Below are 962 nucleotides of genomic sequence, written 5' to 3'. Positions count from 1 at the left end.
TTATAAACAATGCTTTAGATGTGATTGAACAAACTATTGACGCGATTTGTTGCGTTGCGGCTTGCCGGTTCGTCAAAAAAATGTCTCAATATTCGGCCTCTAAAGGCCGTCACGGCAGTGCGTCGCCACTTGCTTCGTCGATATTCTCAACATATTGATAGAAATAGCGCCTTGAACCGTAGATAATAGCGAAAATTTTTGAAAACCCATTTATTAGTTTTGGAGCACTTTCTGAGCAATGCGCTTAAAGTCCATTAAGTTAGCCGGATTTAAATCTTTCGTAGATGCGACGACGGTTCCTTTTTCTACCAATATGACCGCTATCGTTGGGCCTAACGGGTGTGGTAAATCAAACATTATCGACGCTGTTCGTTGGGTGATGGGTGAAAGTTCGGCAAAGAACCTTCGTGGCGAGTCGATGACTGATGTTATCTTTAATGGCTCTACCGGTAGACAGCCCGTCGGACAAGCATCGATCGAGTTGTTGTTCGAAAATCAGGAAGGCAAGCTGAGTGGTGAGTATGCTTCATTCACTGAGATATCAATAAAGCGGAAGGTCACAAGAGAAGGTAGCTCTCAATACTACTTAAATGGCACTAAGTGCCGAAGAAGAGATGTTACTGATATTTTCCTCGGTACGGGAATGGGGCCTCGATCTTACGCAATTATTGAGCAGGGGATGATATCCCGCTTAATCGAGTCCAAGCCTGAAGAGCTTCGCGTATATCTCGAGGAAGCAGCAGGAATATCCAAATATAAAGAGCGTCGCAGAGAGACAGAAAACCGTATGCGTCGAACTCAGGACAATCTTGATCGCTTGGCCGATATTCGTGAAGAACTTGGTAAGCAGCTTCAGCACCTTAAACGGCAAGCAAATGCAGCTGAACGTTATACTGAATTCAAGAAAGAAGAACGTCTACTCTCTGCAAAACTTCATTTTGTATATTGGGATCTTCTCGATC

At 44.0% G+C, this 962-nt stretch carries 1 protein-coding gene; it reads left to right on the top strand.

Annotated features, from left to right (window positions below; genetic code table 11):
- Nucleotides 1-238: 238 nt before the first annotated feature.
- Nucleotides 239-962, top strand: a 724-nt coding sequence (locus A3729_RS03270) for a chromosome segregation SMC family protein (protein WP_156497613.1), incomplete at its 3' end; no start/stop codon positions are given.

This window comes from Oleiphilus sp. HI0043, assembly GCF_001634935.1.
This window is presented reverse-complemented; position numbering and strand designations above follow the sequence as displayed.